Here is a 1,104-nt window from a genome sequence, read left to right as displayed (position 1 = left end):
TAGACGCCCTGCTCGATCGCGACCTCCTTCACGANCGTGCGGAAGGTCATGATGTGTTCGGCCATCGTCAGCGCGTCGGCGTAGCGGAGGTCGATCTCGTTCTGCCCGGGGCCGGCCTCGTGTGGGAGAACTCCACCGAGATGCCGAGGTCCTCGAGCATCCGGACCGACCGGCGACGGAAGTCGTGCGCGCTGCCACCGGGGACGTTGTCGAAGTAGCCGGCGCGGTCGACGGGCTGGGGGCCGCCGTCCTTCCAGTCACGGCTCTTCAGCAGGTAGAACTCGATCTCGGGGTGCGTGTAGAACGTGAAGCCGCGCTCGCTCGCCTTCGCCAGCGTGCGCTTCAGCACGTTGCGCGGGTCGGCGACGGCGGGCTGCCCGTCCGGCGTCGTGATGTCGCAGAACATCCGCGCGGTCGGGTCGATCTCGCCGCGCCACGGGAGGATCTGGAACGTCGACGGGTCCGGGTGCGCCAGGACGTCCGCCTCGTACGAGCGGGTGAGGCCCTCGATCGCGGACCCGTCGAACCCGATGCCCTCGGCGAACGCGCCCTCGACCTCGGCCGGGGCGATCGCGACCGACTTGAGGGTCCCGATGACGTCCGTGAACCAGAGTCGGATGAACTTGATGCCCCGCTCCTCGATGGTGCGGAGCACGAAGTCCGTCTGCTTGTCCATTGACGCCCTTTCCGTGGTGCAGCTGGTCCAGCTGGGAGTCTCAGCCTATTGGTCTTCGTCGTCCCAACGCTCGTTGTTCGCCTTGATGCGGTCCAGGGCGTGTTGCGCCTCCTCACGCGTGTCGAACGGGCCGATGCGGTCGCGCTGCGGCGACTGCGGGCCCTGCTCGACGGCGTGCGTCTTCTCGTTGAACCACCACTGGGACTCGATGCGTTCGTCACTCATGCCGCCACCGTACCCACGGGGCGCGTGCGTGGCCCGGGCGCGCCGCGTGCGGCAGGTGCGCCGGATGCTCCGCGCGCGCCGCCCGCCGCAGGCGGGGTGCCGAGTCTCGGCTCGGCGGACAGTTTCGCGGCGCCGGAGCGCGAGTTCTGTCCGCAGGCCCGAGTCTCGGGGCGCGCCCCGCGCGCAGGGTGAGGGCCTGGAGG

Annotated in this window: 1 protein-coding gene and 1 pseudogene; both read right to left on the bottom strand. The window is 70.0% G+C overall.

All coding sequences use genetic code 11. The features are described 5' to 3' along the window. Positions 1 to 676, bottom strand: a pseudogene (locus I5E_RS21520) (glutamine synthetase beta-grasp domain-containing protein); the annotation flags it as partial. Positions 677 to 721: 45 nt separating this feature from the next. Beyond that, entirely contained in the window at positions 722 to 901 is a 180-nt protein-coding gene (locus I5E_RS09295; RefSeq protein ID WP_022906735.1) for an SPOR domain-containing protein, read from the bottom strand. Positions 902 to 1,104 lie beyond the last annotated feature (203 nt).

Origin of the sequence: Curtobacterium sp. B18 (assembly GCF_000333375.1) — a bacterium.
Taxonomy (GTDB): Bacteria; Actinomycetota; Actinomycetes; order Actinomycetales; family Microbacteriaceae; genus Curtobacterium.
Note: the sequence above shows the minus strand (reverse complement) of the source record. Positions and strands in the feature narration are given on the sequence as shown.

Bases quoted from the DNA above. Each gene is read 5' to 3' on its own strand.
- I5E_RS09295 (WP_022906735.1), bottom strand. From the start codon at position 901: ATGAGTGACGAACGCATCGAGTCCCAGTGGTGGTTCAACGAGAAGACG.